The sequence below is a fragment of the Termitidicoccus mucosus genome (genome assembly GCF_038725785.1).
Lineage (GTDB): Bacteria > Verrucomicrobiota > Verrucomicrobiia > Opitutales > Opitutaceae > Termitidicoccus > Termitidicoccus mucosus.
Window position 1 is genome coordinate 7,352,509 of record NZ_CP109796.1, and the last position, 16,718, is coordinate 7,369,226.

At 63.2% G+C, this 16,718-nt stretch carries 10 protein-coding genes; 8 read left to right on the plus strand and 2 right to left on the minus strand.

Annotation, left to right across the window (positions count from 1 at the left end):
* Positions 1 to 105: 105 nt before the first annotated feature.
* Positions 106 to 1,209 carry a DUF4886 domain-containing protein gene (locus tag OH491_RS25740; RefSeq protein ID WP_068768397.1) on the plus strand — a complete coding sequence of 368 codons (1,104 nt, stop codon included), beginning with the start codon at positions 106 to 108 and terminating at the stop codon, positions 1,207 to 1,209.
* A gap of 454 nt (positions 1,210 to 1,663) precedes the next feature.
* Here OH491_RS25740 and OH491_RS25745 read toward each other — a convergent pair whose 3' ends face one another.
* Complete coding sequence (locus OH491_RS25745; protein WP_068768396.1) at positions 1,664 to 2,485, minus strand: LamG domain-containing protein; 822 nt, start codon at positions 2,483 to 2,485, stop codon at positions 1,664 to 1,666.
* A gap of 306 nt (positions 2,486 to 2,791) precedes the next feature.
* On the opposite strand from OH491_RS25745, the gene OH491_RS25750 reads away from it, so the two are divergent.
* The 7 genes from OH491_RS25750 (at position 2,792) to OH491_RS25780 (ending at position 14,553) form a co-directional block, all read left to right on the plus strand.
* A complete protein-coding gene (locus OH491_RS25750) occupies positions 2,792 to 6,580 on the plus strand; it encodes an alpha-L-fucosidase (RefSeq protein ID WP_068768395.1) in 3,789 nt (1,262 codons plus the stop codon).
* The gene (locus tag OH491_RS25755; RefSeq protein WP_068768394.1) at positions 6,577 to 8,652 is read left to right on the plus strand and encodes an FG-GAP repeat domain-containing protein; all 2,076 of its coding nucleotides are present in this window, start codon (positions 6,577 to 6,579) and stop codon (positions 8,650 to 8,652) included. The genes OH491_RS25750 and OH491_RS25755 overlap by 4 nt, the downstream gene beginning before the upstream one ends.
* Before the next feature lie 242 nt (positions 8,653 to 8,894).
* A complete protein-coding gene (gene serA / locus OH491_RS25760; protein ID WP_068768393.1) occupies positions 8,895 to 10,484 on the plus strand; it encodes a phosphoglycerate dehydrogenase in 1,590 nt (529 codons plus the stop codon).
* Between the two features lie 283 nt (positions 10,485 to 10,767).
* Positions 10,768 to 12,066 carry a citrate synthase gene (locus tag OH491_RS25765; RefSeq protein ID WP_068768392.1) on the plus strand — a complete coding sequence of 433 codons (1,299 nt, stop codon included), beginning with the start codon at positions 10,768 to 10,770 and terminating at the stop codon, positions 12,064 to 12,066.
* Positions 12,067 to 12,817: 751 nt separating this feature from the next.
* A complete protein-coding gene (locus tag OH491_RS25770; protein WP_068768391.1) occupies positions 12,818 to 13,120 on the plus strand; it encodes a hypothetical protein in 303 nt (100 codons plus the stop codon).
* A 252-nt stretch (positions 13,121 to 13,372) separates the two neighbouring features.
* Complete coding sequence (locus tag OH491_RS25775) at positions 13,373 to 14,104, plus strand: helix-turn-helix domain-containing protein (protein ID WP_334318958.1); 732 nt, start codon at positions 13,373 to 13,375, stop codon at positions 14,102 to 14,104.
* A 62-nt stretch (positions 14,105 to 14,166) separates the two neighbouring features.
* Complete coding sequence (locus OH491_RS25780) at positions 14,167 to 14,553, plus strand: response regulator (protein WP_068768389.1); 387 nt, start codon at positions 14,167 to 14,169, stop codon at positions 14,551 to 14,553.
* A gap of 13 nt (positions 14,554 to 14,566) precedes the next feature.
* On the opposite strand, the gene OH491_RS25785 is transcribed toward OH491_RS25780, so the two are convergent.
* Positions 14,567 to 16,402, minus strand: a complete 1,836-nt coding sequence (locus OH491_RS25785) for an SLC13 family permease (RefSeq protein ID WP_068768388.1) — start codon at positions 16,400 to 16,402, stop codon at positions 14,567 to 14,569.
* Between the last annotated feature and the right edge of the window lie 316 nt (positions 16,403 to 16,718).

Sequence of the window (16,718 nt, forward strand, 5' to 3'; positions counted from 1 at the left end):
CAAGAAAAAGTTCCACGGCGTCCGGGAGGGACGGCGCGCTGCCAGTAATTTGTATAACAGGAATCACATTTGCAATCTTTCGGGCATGCGTTTTTTTAGCCGGCGATGAAAGTATTTGCCCTGTTCCTGCGCCGCCCCGCGTTTCTCGCGTGCATTTTGGCGGGAGTTTTTAGTTTCGGCCCAGGCCTCGCCGCCCAGCCGACCGCCGCCTGCAAGCCAGCGACGCGCGACGCCGCCAAGGTGCTCACCATCGGCAACAGTTTCGCGGATAACGCGACTTCGTTCCTGCCGCAGATCGTCGAATCCACCGGGCGCAAGCTCGTGCTTTTTCGCGCCAACCTGGGCGGCTGTTCTCTTGAGCGTCATGCGCGCCACCTGAACGCTGCGCTCGCAAACCCGGACGACCCCGAGGGCAGTCCTTATCGCAACAACCCCGGCGTGCTCGGCATCACCGGCAAGGACAAGGTCAGCCTGCCCGAGGCGCTCGCCGCCGTGGACTGGGATTTCGTCACGATTCAGGAATGGAGCCAGCGCAGCTACAAACCGGAGTATCAGGAGCCCTACGCGAAGCAAATCATCGACGCGGTCCGCAAACTCGCGCCCAAGGCCGAGATCGTCATTCACCAGACCTGGGCCTACCGCGAGGATCATCCCTTTTTTCAAAAAGACGACGGCTTCACCCAGCAGAAAATGTATGACGGCCTGCGCGCGGCCTACAAGGAGCTCTCCGCCCGCTACGGGTTGCGCATCCTGCCCTCGGGCGACGCGATGCAGGCGGCGCGCGGCACGCCGCGCTGGCAGTATCGGCCCGATCCGGATTTCGACTTCAAAAACCCGCCCGCGGGCCGGGTCCCCGACCAGAAAGGCAGCCTCAATGTCGGCTGGCGCTGGACGAAAGACAAGAAGGGCAAGCAGGTGTTCGGCCTCGATGCCATCCATGCCAACGCCGCGGGGCGATACCTGACGGGCTGCGTGTTTTTCGAGGGCTTCTACGGGGTCGATTGCTCGGGCGTGACCTTCGTGCCGGATGACTTGACCAAGGATGACGCCACCGACCTCCGCCGCATCGCGCATTCCGTGTCGCTCGGAAAATGCAAATCGACGTGCGTCCCTGCTGACGGAAAACATGCGCCGTCCAATGCGAACAACAACAACAAACCATGCAAATCCGGAACGGTGGCCGGGCCCGCGTGCTGCAATGCAAATTAGCGCAGTTCAAGAGCGTCTATCAAAAGGAAAAATTGAGAAAGTCTGTTTTAACACAGAGGACACGGAGCGCGGCCCACAGAGGTCACAGAGGCCAAACTGGAAAAAGATATCTCCCCTCTCTGTGCCCTCCGTGTCAGAGCTCTGTGTTCTCTGTGTTAAAACAGACTTCATACTATTTCCCAGTCATTTATAGACATATCAAGGAAGGGCGAAGCCTCCGGCTGGGCCGCGGCTCGGCGGGGACGCCTCGCCCTACCTGAAATATAAATTCTGTTCGGAGATGGTATCATTTGCCTCTTCGCGTCTTTGCGCCGGTTATTTTGTTAGACGCTCTAATAATGTCGCAGCCGGATGAAAGATATCCGTTGGCGCCGGCGATGTAACCCATTGGGTTATATTGCATCGGCTGCGGTTCTAGTTAAAGGCCCGGGTGGGCAGTATTGAAAGAGGCGGATTATTGGCCCGCGTCGGACTGGCGGAGCAGTTCCAATTGCTCCAGGCCGAGCGCGGTGTTGTAGATGCGGAAGTTGTCTATTTTCCCGTCGAGCCCGCGATTTTTTCCGGAGGTGTTGCCGAGGATGAGCGGCTTGCCGGTGGCGGGGGCCATTTTGCCTTTATAGGAACGGGCGCCAGCGACGGTCACCTTTTCATCGGTGTTGCCGGCGTAGAAGCGCACCATCGAGCCGTCCCAGGTCACGGCGAGGAACACCCATTTGTTTTTGGCACCCGTTATATTAAACCCCCGCCCTTTGTCGCAGTAGTCGGAGACGAGGGTGGCGCGGGTCTTGCCGTCGCCGATGCCGAGTTCGACAGCCGTCTTGCCGTTCATTTTTTTCGGGGCGTAAGTGCGCAGGACAAAACCGTTGGTCTGCTTCGTGGCGCTGTCGGTTTTGCCAAAGAGACGCACGGCGCTGTCGAGCGGCTGTTCCGAGGTGAACCACATCGCGACGGTGAACGCCTCGAGCGAATCGAGCGCGGCAAGGCTGCCGGCGGTTTCGAGGCGGGAGTTGTTGGCCGGAGTGCCCGCGCCGGCGGTGGTGTTGGCGGTCGCGTCCCAGGCGCGGTCCGCTTTTTTGCCGGAAACACCGGAGCCCGCGTCGCCGGCCTTCTGCTTGTCGCCCTTGCCCGCGATGGCGTCCTTGGCGGAGCCTTGGCTCGGATAGCTCTTCGCGCTGGCTTCGTTGAAGTCGTAATGCAGGACCGGAGTTTGGGCGGAGATGAGCCCGGCAGCGAAGGAGGCGGCGATGCAGACGAGGAGACGGAGGCATTTAGTCATTTTGGACAGAAGGGTAGGAGGTTGCGGTTGAGCGCACGACAAAGGGCTGCCGTGCCCGGGAATTAAAGAAATATGAAGCAGCAAAAACGGTTTAGCAAGAACGAAGTTTGCCTTTGGCGCTCTGCGCGGGGTCCATGCCAAAGGGATGCAGGCGTGCTGTGTGCTCCCACGCAGGCAGAAAATGCGCCTGCGACTTTCCGGACGAGTGATAAAAGTTGACTTTGGCTAAATCATTTTAGCAGGCTTTCCGGCGCCGTTTTCCCTGCTTTCTTTCACCCTCCAATCGAATTGCCCTCATTTTTTACCATGTCCGCGCCCGCCTTGTTACGATTCATTTTCGCCGCGTTTCCCGCTTTCTGCCTGCCGTTGTTTTCGGCGGCGCATGCAGGCGGCGACGCCTCCGCACCCGCCGACACGCTCCCATTAAAATCCGCCGCTCCGCATGGACTCGGTCCGCTCACGCTGCCCATGCTTGGATTCGATTTGCTCGGCGCGGTGGATGTGGATGGCTCAGGTCACGCGGATCTGTTTCTCGGCCATCGCACCTCGCGCGGCGGCGTGTGGCTCTGCAAGTGGCTCGAAACATCGCCCGACGGCGCGCCGGTGTTCGCGCCGCCCGCGCCCGTGAAAAGCCCGCTGCGCGAACGCGGCGCGGTGTTTCGGGTGGCGGACGGCGGGATTCATGCGTTGTGGGTGGCGAAAGGCGATCTCGTGCACACCGCGTTTGACCGGAAACGCATGGCGTTTGTCGAAAGAGACCGGCTGCCGCTCGCGGGGTTCAGGCTTCCGAAAACACCGCAGAGCATCGGCGTGCGGCCGAACGCCGACGGCAGCCTCGATCTCGTTTTTGAAATCGCCGACGACACCAAGGGGCGCTCCGGCGATAATCGCGCCGCCGACTGGAATCCCTACGGACCGGACGGCGTGTGGACCGGCGGATTTTCGTATCGCCATCTCTGGAGCGCGCGGCTGCCGGGATTGCTGGAGCCGCCCGCCTCGCCTGCGCGACAGGCGTCGGCCACGCAGCGCGAGGTGTATTTCACGATGCGCAGCCTCACTCCGGTCAACCTGGGCCCGGGCCATGCGCGCGGTTTCATGAGCGGTTCGCGCCAGGGCAACCTCTACTATTTCCCGCCAGCCTCATCCGCGCCGGACGCCCCGGCAAACGCCGCCCCCGTCTTCGCCCCGTCGCTTCCCGCCGCCGGGCCGGACGGCGTGGCGCTGCGCCACCCGAGCATCCAGCCGGGCGTCATCGCGTATCCGAATCCTGATACGAAGTGCGACGGGCTGCTCGCGGCGGGGGAGGGCGGCATCTGGCATTATGAGTTCGCCGGGCATTTCACCGATGACGGCGCGCCGGTCTTCGCTCGTCCCGCGCCCGTGCTCCAGCGCGACGCCGACCTCTTCGCGGGCGCGCTGCCCACGCCGACCGTCATCGACTGGGATGGCGACGGAGTGCTCGACATCGTCGCGGGCAACTCCGAGGGCTTTGTGCTCTTTTTCAAAAACACCGGCGCCGACGCCGCGCCCGCGTTTCTTCCCGGCGAGCGGTTGCGCGCCGGCGGACGCGACATCCACGTGCAGGCCGGCTACTCCGGCAGCGTGCAGGGAGTGCAGGAGGCGCGCTGGGGCTACCTCGGCCCCAACGTCGTCGATTGGAACGCCGACGGCCTCCCCGACATCGTGATGGGCGACATCACCGGAGACATCACCGTTTACATCAATCGCGGCACGCGCGACGCCCCCGCGCTCGAGGCCGCGCGCCCGCTCTATTGCGACGGCCTCGACCTCCACGGCATGTGGCGCGTGCGGCCCGCCGTCGCCCGGGCCGGCTCGCGCACCGCGCTCATCATGGTGGACGGCGACGACCACTTCCACCTCTACTGGCGCATCGACGACTACAATGTCGCCGACGGCGGCAAACTCACGCTCGCCGACGGCTCGCTCATCAGCGCGAGCAGCGGCCCGGCCGGCTCCACCGGACGCTGCAAGCTCGACCTCTTCGACTGGGACGGCGACGGCGCGCTCGATCTCGTCATCGGAACCTGCCGCACCAATGCGATCCCGAACAACAAAACCGGGTTTCCGCAGCCCGCGCTCGGCGAACGTCCGCCCGCCACCGTGCTCTTCATGCGCAACGTCGGCGGCAACACCGCGCCCGTTTTCGCGCATGCCGTCCCATTCAGGCACACTGTCACGGGCAAACTCATCCAGCCCGGCGGAGCGCACGAGAGCGGCGCGGTCGGCACGCTGCTCGGCTCCACCGACGGCAGGCCCAACCTCCTCGCCTGCGACGAAGCCGGGCGCATGTATCTCTACCGCGGCGCAAACCTGGAGCCCGCGCCTCCCGCGCCCGCCGCGCCGCCGCCTCCGCCGCCGCGCACGGCGTGGTTCGACGAGGCGCGCTTCGGGCTTTTCGTGCACTGGGGCGTTTATTCCGTCCATGCGAACAACTGGGATGGCAAAAACCGCGCCGACCTCGGCCACGATTCCACCTGGCTTTTTCAACGCATCCCGATTCCGGCGGCCGATTACAAAAAACTCGCCGCCGGCTTTACCGCCGCCGGCTACGACCCGCGCCGGTGGGCGCGCCTCGCCGGCGCGGCCGGCATGCGTTACATCGTGCTCACCTCGAAGCACCACGAAGGCTTCGCGCTCTGGCCCACCGCCGCGCCCGCGTGGAACGTCATGGATTCGCCCGCCCGCCGCGACCTCATCGGCCCGCTCGCCGCAGCCGCGCGTTCGGAGGGGCTGCATTTCGGCCTCTACTATTCGCAATCGCAGGACTGGATGAATCCCGGCGGCGGGAAGCGGAATCCCAAGCGCAGCCTCCCCGGCGCCAAACGCGACCTTGACGACGGCGACGGCTGGAGCGAGGAGCACAAGGGCGATTACGACGCCTACCTCCAAAAGGTCGCGCTTCCCCAAGTCAACGAACTGCTGCGCCGCTACGCGCCCGACATCCTGTGGTGGGACACGCCCATCCGCATGACGCCGGAGCGCGCGCAACCCTTCCTCGACCTCGCCGCGCGTTATCCGCGCATGCTCATGAACGACCGGCTCGGCGGCGATCGCGGCGGCGCGCTGTCCGGCGATTTCTCCACCCCCGAACAATACGTCCCGCCCGAGGGCCTTCCCGGAAAACGCTTCGAGGTTTGCATGACCATGAACGATTCCTGGGGCTTCGCCTCGGACAACGACAACTGGAAATCCGCCGCGACGCTGCTCCGCATCCTTTCCGACACCGCCAGCAAAGGCGGCAACCTTCTCCTCAACATCGGCCCGAAGCCCGACGGCACCATCCCGCAACCCTCCATCGACCGCCTGCGCGAAATCGGCGCGTGGATGCGCGTCAACGCCCAGGCGATCCACGGCACGCAGGCCAGCCCGTATCCGCGCCAGCTTCCCTGGGGCCGGGTCACGCGCCGCCCGCTTCCCGATGGCGGCGAGGCGCTTTATTTGCACATCTGGGAATGGCCCGCCGACGGACGCCTCCTGCTGCCCGCGCTCCACCAGCGGCCGCGCGCCGCCTCGCTCCTCGCGCCCGGCGCGGGCGGAGTCTCCGCGCAAGCCGCGCCCGAGGGGCTGGTCGTCCACCTGCCGCCCGGCCCCGCGCCCGACCCGCGCATCACCGTGCTCGCGCTCGCCTTTGCCGGGCCCGTGAGCGTGGAAATGGACGCGTTTCTTTCGCCGGACAAACAAGGCATGTTCACCCTCGCGCCCCTCGATGCCGACCGCCACGGCTCGACCGCCGGGGTCATGCAGATTCACGGTGCGGGCGCGGATGCGTTCATCGCCGACTGGTTCGAGTCGCGCTGGTTTCTCGCCTACCGCATAAAAACGCCCGCGCAACAAACCTGCCGCGTCACCGCCGAGATCACCTCCGCCGCGCCGGTCTCGCTCCGCATCGAGGCCGGCAAAAAACGCGTCACCAGCGAAATCCCCGCCACCGGCGGCGCGGACAACTGGCGCGTCGTCGAACTCGGCGTCATCGAACTCCCAGCCGGGGAAACCGCCCTGCGCCTTCGCCCCGTGTCGGGAAAATGGGCGCCGATTAATCTCCGCACCGTCACCGTCGCGCCCGTCAACCAATGAACCCGACCACCGCCCGCCGCCTGTTCCGCCGTGTCTGCCTCCGCGTTTGCGCGCGGACGGCGAAATGGCTTCCGCTCCTCGTTTTCGCCGCGCTGCCCGTCCTCCCGGCCCCCGCCGTCGCGGCCCCTCGCGACGACACGCTGCCGCTGAAATCCGCCGCGCCGCGCGGGCTCGGCCCCGTCGCGGTGCGCGACACGCTCACGCACGTGGTTCTCGGCACGGCGCGCGTTTACGGCTCCGCGCAGCCCGACCTGTTTGTCCTCGGCGGCAGAAAGCCCGTCACCGTCAATCTCTTCAAATGGCTGCGCACCTCCGACGACGGCGCTCCCGTCTTCGCTCCCCCGGTGCAAGTCGAGGCGCCCTTCAGCGCCCGCGCCTTCGTTTTCCAAACGCCCGACGGAGTCACGCACGCGCTCTGGCATTCCGGGAAAGAGGTGCGCCGCGCCGTGTTCGATCCGCGCGCGCTCGCGTTCATGCCCGCCAACACCATCGCCCTTCCCGACCTGCCGGCGGGCATCCAGGGCGTCGCCGCGCTGCCCAATCCCGACGGCTCCTGCGAACTGATCCTCGAATTCAACGGCGACAGCACCCCGAAAGGAAACACCGGCAAAAACGCCTCTTCGCCCGACTGGCGCCCCTACGATGCCGCCGGCATTTCCACGCAGGGCATGCGCTACCGTTTTCTCGCCGCCGCGCACATCGAATCGCCCGCCGCCACCGCCGCGACCCATGTCCGCCAGATTTCTCCCACGCGCCGCGAGGTGTATTGGGGCATGCACCAGATCACGCCCGTCGATCTCGGCGACGGACGCGAACGGGGCCTCGTCACCGGCGGGCGCCTCGGTGTGTTCACCTATTATCCCAACGCCGATCCTTCCGGCCTCGTCACGCCGCGCCGCGCGTTTGTCGTCGGCCGCGACGGCAACATCCTTCGCCACCCGAGCGTCTCCGCCGGAGTGATGGCGTATCCCCGGCATGGCGCGGCAGACCAAGCGGGCGGCCGCGGCCTCAGCGACCTCATCGCCGCCGGCGAGGGCGGACTATATTTCTACAAGTTTACCGGTGAGTTCACCACCGCCGGTTCGCCCATCTACGAAGACCCCTCGCCGCTCCTTCAGGAAAACGCCGACCTTTACGCCGGCACGCTCCCCGCGCCCAGCGTGTGCGACTGGGACGGCGACGGTGTGCTCGATTTCCTCGTCGGCAACTCGGAGGGCTTTGTCCTCTTTTTCAAAAACATCGGGACCAACGCCGCCCCCGCCTTTCTTCCCGGCGAACGCATGCGGGCCGCCGGGCGCGACATCCACCTCCAGGCCGGCTACTCCGGCAGCGTGCAAGGCACGCCCGAGGCGCGCTGGGGCTACAACTCGCCCACGGTCTTCGATTGGAACGGAGACGGCCTTCCCGACATCATCATGGGCGACATCACCGGCAACTACACCCTCTACCTGAACCGTGGCGCGCCCGGCGCGCCCAGGCTCGACGCCGTGCTCCCGCTCTACTGCGACGGCCTCGACCTGCACGGCACCTGGCGCTGCCGCGCCGCCGTCGCGCGCCTCGGCGGCCGCATCGCGCTCGTCATCGTGGACGGCGACGACCAGTTCCACCTCTACTGGCGCATCGACGACCGGAACGTCGCCGACGGTGGCAAACTCACGCTCGCCGACGGCTCCCTCATCGACACCAGTTACGATCCCGCCGGAGGCACGGGCCGCTGCAAACTCTCCTTCTTCGACGCCGACGCGGACGGCCTGCCCGACCTCGTCATCGGCACCGGACGCCGCTCCGCGATTCCCGACAAGAAGCGCGGCTGGCCCATGCCCTCGCTCGGCCAGCGCACGCTCGGCACCCCGCTGCTCATGCGCAACACCGGCACGTTGGAAAAACCGGTCTTCGCGACGCCGGTCCCCTTTGTCCACAAAAGCATCGGCGTCATCCAGCCCGGCGGGAGCCACGAGCGAGGCGCGGTGCTGACGGAACTCGGCGGCGACGGCCCGAATCTCCTCACGGCCAACGAAGGCGGTCAGCTATTCCTCTACCTCGGAAAAAACTTCAAGGCCCGCGAACCGTAGGCCGCACCCCGTTTTGTCGGGAGCAACTCAAAGTGATGTCACCGCCGGAATCTTTCCTCTTTATTCTTTCTCTTTCCTCTTTCTCCCTGCCCGTGCCTGACGAAAGATAAAGATAAAGAGGAAAGAAGAAAGAGGGAATGACACAACTTTGAGTTACACCCCCGTTTCGTCCCGCCTTCAAAAACCTCCTTGCGCCGCGTCCCCGGAAGTTGTTCGCTCGAAATTCCTTTTCACTTTTTCCCATGAAAATCCTAGTCGCCGACAAGATATCGCCCAAAGGAGTCGAATACCTGCGCAAACAGCCGGGTTTTGAAGTCATCGAGGCCTACGGTTCCTCTCCGGAGAAAGTGCTTGAGCTGGTCAAGGACGTGCACGCCATCGCCGTGCGCTCGGAAACGAAGATCACGCGCGAAGTGTTCGCCGCCGCGCCGCTCCTCAAGGTCGTCGGCCGCGCCGGTGTCGGCGTGGACAATGTCGATGTCGAGGCCGCCACCGAGCACGGCGTCGTCGTGATGAACACGCCCTCGGGCAACACCATCGCCACCGCCGAGCTCACCTTCACCCACATCCTCTGCGGCTCGCGCCCCGTCGCCCAGGCCGCCGCCTCCATGCGCGAGGGCAAGTGGGACCGCAAATCCTTCAGCGGCGTCGAGCTTTTCCAAAAAACCCTCGGCATCGTCGGGCTCGGCCGCATCGGCGGCGAGGTCGCCAAGCGCGCCATCGCCTTCGGCATGCGCGTGCTCGCCTACGACCCCTATCTCGCGCCCAGCCGCGCCAAGGCCATGCAAGTGGAGATCGCCACGCTCGACGAAATCCTCGCGCAGGCCGACTACATCACCGTGCACATGCCGCTCACGGACGACACGAAATACATGATCGACGAGGCCGCGTTCGAGAAATGCAAAAAAGGCCTGCGCATCTTCAACTGCGCCCGCGGCGGCATCATCAAGGAAACGGCCCTCCTCGCCGCGCTCAAATCCGGCAAGGTCGCCGCCGCCGGCCTCGACGTGTATGAGGACGAGCCGCTGGCCAAGGACAGCGAATTCCGCCAGCTTCCCAACGTCGTCCTCACGCCGCACCTGGGCGCGTCCACGAAAGAGGCGCAGGAATCAGTCGGCATCGAAATCGCCGAGCAGATCGCCGACGTGCTCGGCGGCGGCGTCATCCGCAACGCCGTCAACATGCCCTCCATCGACGCCGCCGCGCTCAAGACGCTCGGGCCCTATCTCGACCTCGGCTCCAAGCTCGGCACGCTGGTCCAGCAGATCTCCCCGAAGCAAATCGCCTCGCTGCGCATCACCTATTGGGGAAAAATCGTCGAGCTCGACGCCAATTCCATCACCCGCGCCGTGCAGCGCGGCTTCCTCCGCAACATCAGCGGCGAGCAGGTCAACTTCGTCAACGCCCCCGTGCTCCTCAAGCGCCTCGGCATCCAGGCGGACGTCACGAAATCCAACACCGACAGCGGCTACAGCGAGCTCATGGCGGTCGAGGCGGTCGCCGCCGACGGGAAAACCTATTCCGCGCAAGGCACGCTCATCGGCAAGGGCAACCAGCCGCGCATCGTCGGCATCAACGGACGCGAGGTCGAAATCGCCGCCGTCGGCAAACTGCTCGTGATCGAGAACGAAGACCTGCCCGGCATGGTCGGCACCATCGGCACGCTGCTCGCGAAGGACAAGGTCAACATCGCCGACATGTCGCTCTCCCGCCTCACGCCCGGCGGCATCGCCTACATGCTGGTGCGTGTTGACACCGAGCCGGGCCCCGCCGCCCGCGACGAAATCAAAGGCAACCCGCTCGTGAAATCCGCGAAGTTCGTGCAGCTCTGAGCGCACAAGCCCCCGGACAGAAGCAAAGGCAACCTCTCAAAACGCGGCCGGCAGCGGCCGCGTTTTTTTTACGACTGCCGATTTTCCCGCTGGAGGGACGGCCTCCGTGCCGTCCTCGTTCCCCTGCGGCGGACGGCACGGAGGCCGTCCCTCCAAAAATCGAAAGGCGAAGGGGGCTGGAATGACCGCAGCCGCGCCCCGCCTGTTTAACGCGCGTTAAAATCGCAATCTTCGCAACAAGTTTTCTTTGCAAGTCTCTTGTTTCCACTCACGCTCATGGCCTATGTCCAAAGTCGCCCTGCTTAAACTGGAGGAAAAGGAAATCGCGCTGCCGCTGGTCGTCGGCTCCGAGGGAGAGAAAGCGGTGGATATCAGTCGTCTTCGCTCCGACACCGGTTACATCACCTTCGACGAGGGATACGGCAACACCGGCTCCTGCCTGAGCGATATCACCTACATCGACGGCGAGGCCGGCATCCTGCGCTATCGCGGCTATCCCATCGAGCAGCTTGCCGAGCATTCCGGCTTCGTGGAGACCGCCTACCTCGTCATCCACGGAGAACTGCCGAAGCCCCGCGAGCGCATGACCTTCGCCCGCCTGCTCTCGGAAAACGCCCCCATCCGCCAGGGCATGCTGCGCTTCATCGAGAATTTTCCGCGCGACGCGCATCCGATGGCCGTGCTCTCGGCCAGCATGAACGCCCTCGGCGCCTATTATCCCCATCTGGCGAGCAACAACCACCAGAACGACCTCGAGCACTTCGACGAGGCCGCCGCCGTCGCCATCTCGAAGGTGCGCACCATCGCCGCGCACACCTACCGCGTGAACAACGGCAAGCCCTTCAACTACCCGCGCCCGAATTTCGGCTACTGCGAGAACTTCCTGCACCTCATGTTCTCCGAGCCCTATAACGAATACATCTCCACCGCCGAGGTCGCGCAGGCGCTCAACCTCTTCCTGCTCCTGCACGCCGACCACGAGCAGAACTGCTCCACCTCCACGGTGAAAATGGTCGCCTCCGCCGGCGCGAATCTCTTCGCGTCGGTCTCCGCCGGCGTCAACGCGCTCTGGGGACCGCTGCACGGCGGGGCCAACGCGGCCGTGATCGAGATGCTGCAAAAAATCCACAACGACGGCGACGACGGCACCCGCTTCATCGCCGCCGCGAAGGACGGCAAAGGCGACCGGCTGATGGGCTTCGGTCACCGCGTGTATAAAAACTACGACCCGCGCGCGAAAATCATCAAGGCGAGCTTCTACCGCGCGCTCGACAGCCTCAACATCAAGAACGACCCGCTGCTCGACATCGCGATGAAGCTGGAGGAGGTCGCCCTGCACGACGATTACTTCGTGTCGCGCAAGCTTTATCCCAACGTCGATTTCTATTCCGGCCTCATCATGCGCGCCATCGGCATCCCGGTGAACATGTTCACGGTGATGTTCGCCATCGGACGGATGCCCGGCTGGATCGCGCAATGGCGCGAGATTGCGCAAAACCCGAAGATGAAGATCGCGCGCCCGCGCCAGATCTACACCGGGCCGCAGATTCGCGACTACGTGCCGATGGAAAAGCGCGCGTAAGGCTGCCCTCCGCGGCATGAGTCCGCTCTTCCGCCGCGCCGCATCCGCCCCGCGGCGGTTGCGAAGCGCGGTGGTTTATTGACTGATGGGACGCCGCCGCTCCGCCGCAGGCATCCGCGCGACATCGGTTATACCCTTTGCGAACTGAAATGGCATTTTTGAGCCACTCGCCCCGCGCCGCCATCCCCAAAAACATGGGCGGGGACGCCCATGCCACGCCACCCGCCGCCTTCCGACTGCGCCGCTAGGGCGACAATCTTGTCCGCAACGGGTATTATTGGGTTCAAATTTATCGGGACATCGGCATGGGGCGCGTCAGGGGCTTGTCTCGCCTCCCCGTCGGATAAAACCCGCCTCATTGGAAATCGGACTGTAATATAATAAAAAATATTTCGCTGCTTTCAGGCACGGGCGGATCGAAATCAGTTCTCCTGGCGAATTACGGGACCGGGTTTTCGGCGATTCTCCATATAGGCGGCTCAGTATGTAAATAGACGCGTTTGTATATTATTTATATAATTAGGCATTATTAATACGATCGTGTTAGTAATGTTTCCTCCTGTATTTTGCAATTGCCCTAATGTATTAGTTTCAATATACTAATGGATTCATTGCATCTTATTTATAAAATGGAGTGGAGTTGCCATGGCGGTTCTATTCATCGCAGGATGAGAAGGATCATTTTTATGGAAAAAATGTTTTATTTTTTTGGGAAAAGAATATCTGATTATCGACTCAAATATAACCACTGATGGATGTCGCGCGCCGCGTTGTATCCGGCCGGGCAGTCATCTTCGCCAAGAGACAACTCAAGATGCCAGAAAAGGACATGAACGCCACCTCCTCCAACACGCTGCCGATGGTCCGTTATTCTTTTGTCGTTCGAGGACGCATGGAAGGCGGATATCAGGTGCAAATCAGAGGACGCGTTTATGCCAGAAAGGAATCCTATTATCAGGCGCAGGCGTTTGCCTATGATTCCATACTAAGGTCGATACCCTCTTTTCAGCCGGACGAAGATGATGCCATCGCATTAAAAATGCTTAAAAGGTAAAAAATCAGTAATAGGCTGCGGGTAATAAATTCATCGTTTCATCATCTTACCAATTAAATTAATCTCTTAACTGGCTAATTTTCGGTTGGACTGGAAAGTCGATCTTCCTTTTGCAGATCAAGCACGGAAACCCCTGAGCATACTCCTAATTGAGGGCCGCAAATCGAGCATAGCAACGTCATGAAACGCGAAAATGAGCCAGCATCACAGATGGAAAAGACGACGCGCCCGCGACGTCTCAATCGCTCCGGCGTGCGGGCGCGGGCGCAGATATTACTCGGTGCCTGCAAGGTATTTGCCATCAAGGGATACGGGGATGCCAGCATCCGCGACATCGCCAACGAGGCCGACGTGATTTTCGGCTCGGTGATCTATCATTTTGGGTCCAAGGAAAAACTGTTTATCGAAGCCGTGCGGCGTTATTTCCTCGGCGCTCCGCCTCTGGTCAACTGCTACAATCCTGTCTTGGAACTCGGCGGCGCGCCCTCGCCGCAGGAGGTGGCGGACGCGATCCATGAAACGGTGCGGCAGTTGATTGCGGCGATTCATGCGCCCCAAAGCCCGGAGTTTTTGAACGGCCTGATCCTGCGAGTGCTGGCCGACGGGCACAAGGGGGCGCAAACATTGATCCTGGAGCATTTTGCGCCGTATCAATACCGGGTGATGAATGTGCTGGCTCGGGTTTGCCCCAATCGCATCGAACGGGATTTGCACGCCTGGTTCGACCTGTTTTGGGCGCAATTTTTTTATCCGATCACCACCCGCTCGCTCCGGCTGCTCGATCATGGCAGGGAACGCTATTCCGAGGAATGGCTTCGCTATGTATCGCACCGGATTGCCTGGTATCTCTGCATGCCGCTCGGCCTCCCCGAGCCGACCGGACGAGTCGACCGGCCGGTCAGGGACTCAATCAAGGCGCGGGCGGCCGCCCGCGCCTTGGGCGACGACTACGGTCCGGGTGCCGGTGCTCCATTCGCCCGATGATGATGCCGCCCGCGTGCATTTGTCGGGTTTTCCCCTTTATGCCCAAATCCCCATCGAACTCAATGGTCCCAGAACGGACCCTGCTGCTGGTTGACAGCGATCAATGTTACCGGGATGCCGTGCGCACGGCGTTCGAGCAATATGGTTACACCGTGAAGTGCGCCCGTGGCGGCGTGCAGGCGCTGGAGTTGTTGGAGAGCCGCGAGGGTGCTGCGGTGCAGATGACGATTCTGGCGCTGGAGCTTGGCGATATTGATGGCGGAGCCACCGCGGTCCGCATCCATGCATTTCGTTCCGACATACGGGTGTTTATCATGTCCGAATTCGTGGACGAAGTCATGGTGGACGACGGGCTGGGCGGCCCCCCAATCGAATTTCTCCGCAAGCCGCCGTCGCCCGCGGATTTGGTCGTCTCCGTGGGGCGGATATTGGCGGGCGGCGTGTGCTGATGAATATCTCTTGTCAAAGTGGAAACATCCACGGCACCAGCAGCACGCTGGCCACCAGCACCAGCAGGGTGAACGGCACGCCGATTTTTACGAAGTCCCAAAAACGATACTGTCCGGGGCCGAGCACGAGGGTGTTTACCGGCGACGAGACCGGCGTCATGAAAGCCGCCGATGCCGCCAGCGCCACGATCATGGCGAAAGGCATCGGCGAGGCGCCGACCCGGCCGGCCAGGCTGAGCGCGATCGGCGCCATCAGCACGGCGGTGGCCGTGTTGGAGATGAACAGGCCGATCAGGGCGGTCAGGACGAACAGGCTGGCCAGGAGCATGTGCGGGCCGGCGTCGCCGAGCAGGTTGAGCAGGCCGTTGACCGCGAGCTCGACGCCGCCGGTTTTCTCCAGCGCGAGGGCGAAGGGAATCATGCCGGCGATCAGGACCAGGCTCTGCCAGTTGATCGACTTGTAGGCGCTGTCCATGTCCACGCAGCGAAACAGCCCCATGAGCAAACAGGCGCCGAGGGCGGCCACGACATTGGGCACGACCCCGGAGATCATCAGCGCGACCATGACGGCGAGGCTGAGCAGCGCCCAAGGGGCCTGCTTCAGGGCCGGGGCCACCTCGTCAACCTCGGCGGGCAGGCTCAGCACGATGAAATCGTGGGTCAACGGTTGCAACTGGCGGATCGATTTCCACGGGCCGATCACGAGCAGGGTGTCGCCCATGCGGAGCTTTTCCTCCAGCAAGGCGCCTTGCATCGCCGTGCGTTCCCGGCGCAGGCCGACGACGTTGAGATTGTGTTTTCGCCGGAGGCCGAGTTCGAGCACGGTCTTGCCGATCAGGCCCGAGTCCGGCGGCAGGGCGATTTCGGCCATGCCGACCTCGCGTGACTGGTCGGTGAAATAACTGCCGCGCAGGGGCAATGGTTCGAGTTTCAGGCGGGCGCGCATCTCCGCGAGGTCAACGCCGGGCTCATGCACATCGACCAGCAGGATGTCGCCCGCGAGCAGTTCGGTGTGCGCGTGCGGCGTGAGCAGCTCGGTCTGGAACCTCAGCCGCAGTTGCCGCTCAATGCCCACGATGTTGGCCTTGTATTGGCTCCTGAGGTTGAGATCCAGCAGCGCCTTTCCGACCAGCGGCGAATCGTCGCCGATGCGCAGGCGATGTTCGCGTCCGGCCAGCTTGTACTCCTCGATCAAGTCATGGAGCTTGCGGCGGGCGCCACCGTCGCGCGCGGGGTCGTCTCTCACCGTCAGCCAGCGGCGGGCCACCAGCATGTAGCCGACGCCCATCAGCAGGATCACCACGCCGATGGGCGTGAAGCTGAAGAAGCTGAAGCCGGCGAAACCTTCGCGCTTGAGCGTGCTGTCCACCACCATGTTCGGCGGTGTGGCCACCAGTGTCATCATGCCGCTGATCAGGCCGGCAAAACTCAACGGCATCATCAGCCGCCCGGCCGGGATGCGCAGCCGCGCCGCCACGCTCAGCACGACGGGGATGAAGATGGCCACGATGCCGGTGGAGCTCATCACCGAGCCCAGCCCGGCGACGGACAGCATCAGCAGCACGAGCAGCCGGGTCTCGCTGTTGCCGGCCTTGCGCACGAGCCAGTCGCCGAGCCGGTAGGCGACGCCGGTGCGGACGAGTCCCTCGCCGATGACGAACAGCGAGGCGATCAAGACCACGCCCGGATCGCTGAAGCCCGCGAGGGCCTGCGGCATGGTCAGAATTCCGGAGAGCGGGAGAACGAGGATCACCAGCAAGGCGACGACGTCCATGCGCGGCTTGTTGGCGATGAACAGCCCCATGCAGGTCGTAAGCAGGGCGAGAACGAGGATAAGGTCGGAATTCACGGGAGATATAAATCGGACGCGGAAGCGTGCGGGAAAACGAAAAGTAAATAGAAAACCAGAAGGCGAGGCGTGAAACACCAAAAAAGGGGATTCCGCGCCGTTTTCAGCGATCTCGCCGGGAAGCGGCCCTCCACCCAAAGTCTCATTTTGGAGGGACGGCCCGGAGGCCGTTGCTCCAAAAAGACAGGGGCGTTAAAATTATTGGCCCCGGCACGTGTCAACGATTGACCAATTCGGCCCTTTTCCGGGTGAATGTCCCGCCTATGGTCGGGATGGTTCATGGCCCCTGTTCTCCCCTCGCTCAAACTTAAACTTC